At 67.0% G+C, this 2,944-nt stretch carries 3 protein-coding genes; all 3 read left to right on the top strand.

The features are described 5' to 3' along the window. Window positions 1–749 precede the first annotated feature (749 nt). The 3 genes from ACFSKW_RS52180 to ACFSKW_RS52170 all read left to right on the top strand — a co-directional run bounded on the left by ACFSKW_RS52180 (window position 750) and on the right by ACFSKW_RS52170 (window position 2,716). Window positions 750–1,304 carry a carboxymuconolactone decarboxylase family protein gene (locus tag ACFSKW_RS52180; RefSeq protein WP_379582903.1) on the top strand — a complete coding sequence of 185 codons (555 nt, stop codon included), beginning with the start codon at window positions 750–752 and terminating at the stop codon, window positions 1,302–1,304. Window positions 1,305–1,491: 187 nt separating this feature from the next. After that, a complete protein-coding gene (locus tag ACFSKW_RS52175) occupies window positions 1,492–2,127 on the top strand; it encodes a TetR/AcrR family transcriptional regulator (RefSeq protein WP_379582901.1) in 636 nt (211 codons plus the stop codon). Window positions 2,128–2,224: 97 nt separating this feature from the next. After that, the gene (locus tag ACFSKW_RS52170; protein WP_379582899.1) at window positions 2,225–2,716 is read left to right on the top strand and encodes an anthrone oxygenase family protein; all 492 of its coding nucleotides are present in this window, start codon (window positions 2,225–2,227) and stop codon (window positions 2,714–2,716) included. The last annotated feature ends 228 nt before the right edge of the window (window positions 2,717–2,944 follow it).

The raw sequence follows: 2,944 nt of genomic DNA, 5'->3' as shown, positions 1-2,944 counted from the left end.
CTCGTCGGGAACCAGCCGATCCAGGAATGCTTCCATGATCGATCTAACGAGCGATCACCAATCAAGACACGGTCTTAGTACTCGGCGGGGATGTCCCGGTGGAGTGTATCGGCCCGTGCGGGGCCGCGAATATGGAGAGGCCGACCCCGCCGAAACCTCATTGCAGGATCGGGTGCCCGTGACAGTGTGCGGTCGACCCGAGCGCGGTGCCGGTGTCGCCACTGGTCCGTCAGCCTCGGGTCGTCGTCCCAGGGGGCCCGACTGGCGTCGGCCACTCCTGGGTGAGTAGCGCGGGGAGGACTCCGGGACTGGCTGCCCGGTCACGCGTGCTCCTGTCCGAGCCATAGCCACTGCGCGGGCACCACCACGGCAACCCGATGCCTGGATGGCGCGCGCGAGTACAAGCCCCCACGCGGAGGGCGTGATCGAGGCACGCCTGGGGCGATGGTGAAGATGGCCGGCTCGACGCCAAAGACCCGGCGTAGGCCATCACGTCCGCCGTACGGCCACCCGCCAGCATGCATCCGCCGAACGCCAGCAGGTTGGCATCGGCCATCCAGCCCGTCCCGGCTCGCCGCGGTGCGGCCCCGTGACGTCGAGGAATACAACCCCGTTCCCTAGCGGCGATGGGCAGCAACGCCGCTCGCCGGCATCCCAGCGCAACACCCTCTTTTTGACTAGAGAAGCACTACAGCAATACTCTGACTAGAGTGACGCTTTAGTCAAAGCTTAGTTGCCAAGGAGACCACATGACCCGCGTTCCCCTCATCGACCCGGCCACCGCCGGAACCCCGGCAGCAGAACTGCTCACCGCCACCAAAAGGGCGATGGGCGTCATCCCGAACACGACCAAGGCGATGGCCAACAGCCCCGCCGCGCTCAAGGGTTTCCTGGGGCTCCTCGACGCGCTGAAGGAGGGCGCGCTCCCAGCCGCGCTTCGAGAGCGCATCGCACTGGCCGTGGCAGAGATCAACGGGTGCGCCTTCTGCCTGTCGGCGCACACCTACGTCGCCCGCAACGTGATCAAGCTCGACGAGGAGGAGATCACCGCCGCACGCCTCGGCCGTAGCGCCGACCCCAAGGCGGCCGCCGTACTGGATCTCGCGGTTGCGATCACGAACAACAACGGCCAGGTCGGGGACAACCAGTTCACCGCGGCCCGCGAGGCAGGCCTCACCGACGAGGAAATCGTCGAGGTCATCGCCAACGTCGCCTACAACATCTTCGCGAACTACATCAACGAAGCACTCGACGTGGACCTCGAACTACCGGTCGTCGCCGCCCTCTCCCCCGCTGCCGTCTGAACCCGGCACTCGCCATGCGGGCTGTCCGGGTGGACACCCGGACAGCCCATAGGCTGCGGCACAGTCATGGCATCGGGTTCGCTGGAGTGAAACTCCAGCTGAATTCGCCGATGGAGGGAGATCGGATGGCGACGTCGAGACGGTCGGGAGCCGGGGTGCGTGCAGCCAAGGCCGCCGCAACACGGGCATGCTCGCCGCCGCCCGGGTACTGTTCGTCGGGCAAGGCTATGCGGCGACCACCATGCAGGCCATCGCCACCGAGGCAGGCGTCGCCGTACAGACGCTGTACTTCACCTTCGCCACCAAGCGGGCCATCCTCAAAGAGCTCCTGGACGTGGAGATCGCAGGCGACAGCGCCCCCTTGGCCACCCTGGATCGGCCCTGGGTCGCCGAGGCCATGGCCGCGCCGCCGGTCGAGCAGATCCAACTCCTCGTCACCGCGACCGCGAGAATCCACGCCCGGGTCAGCCCGGTCCTCGAGGTGGTCCGCTCGGCCGCCGCCGTGGACCCCGAGATAGCCGAGCTCTGGCAGACCAACATCGGCCAGCGGCACGCCGTCATGGCGACCTTCGCCGGCGCCCTGGCGGCGAAGACCACGCTTCGCAACGGGATGGAGGCACTGCGAGCCGCCGACATCTTGCTCGCGATTCTCGCGCCCGAGGCCTATCACCTACTTGTCCGCGAGCGGGGCTGGAGCGAGGAGTCATGGCAGAGCTGGGCCGCCGACGCACTCGTTCGCCAGCTCCTGCCCGACCAGGACACCTTGGCGCAAGCGCCCGCGGGACGCCCCGCCAAGGACGATCATCGATCGTCACAGCGGTAATGATTCTGCAGCGAACGCCTCTCAGGAGATGACCGCGGCGACGCGCCTCTCCTCCTTCCTCACGTTCCTCTAGACGATCCGTACAGGAGATCGCATCGTGCTGATACGACCAGTCCAAGCGTTCGCGCTGCTGTCCACGGGCTTGCTCGCGGGGGCGTTCGGCTACGGGGCCGTTAACGTCGTCTATGCGTTCAGGACCGTGCCCCTCGACGTGCGCTTCACGTTCCATACGGCGCTGATGCAGGTCAACGGGGTCGTCATGCAGACGACGATGGCGCTGGCAATCCTCGCCTCACTCCTGCTCGCCGCCGTTTCACGCCAGGTCTCGCGGCTCCTGTCCGCAGGCGCGGCGGTGCTGGCCTTGACCTCGTTCCTGGTCACCAGGTTCGGCAATGTCCCCATCAACGGACTGATCAAACAGTGGGCCGTCGGCCCCGTCCCTGCCGAGCACGCGGCGATCCTGCAGCGGTGGGAGATGTTCCATGTCGTGCGGACCAGCGCCGCCTTCATCGCGTTCCTCCTCGTCACCGTGGTGGTCGTCGCGGGTGACCGGTTCATGAAGTCCAGAGTCGCCCCAGTCTCCGCATGAGAAGGCCCCCACCGGCTCGAGGGGCACCCAAGGAGGAGCCCGCTCCCTGCCACGCGTGAGCTCCCCCATCCCTTCACCCGCTCCTCGAAGCGGCCTCCATCGCCCCTGTGTCAGGCGCTCGCCGGATTCAGGACCAACCATTGTCAGGAGACACCTCATGAACGCCGTACCGCGACGCCTGTCGTCCATCCTCGCGGTCACGCTCGTCACGACGCTGTCCGGCTCGGG

Origin of the sequence: Nonomuraea mangrovi (assembly GCF_042681425.1) — a bacterium.
Taxonomy (GTDB): Bacteria; Actinomycetota; Actinomycetes; order Streptosporangiales; family Streptosporangiaceae; genus Nonomuraea; species Nonomuraea mangrovi.
This window is presented reverse-complemented; position numbering and strand designations above follow the sequence as displayed.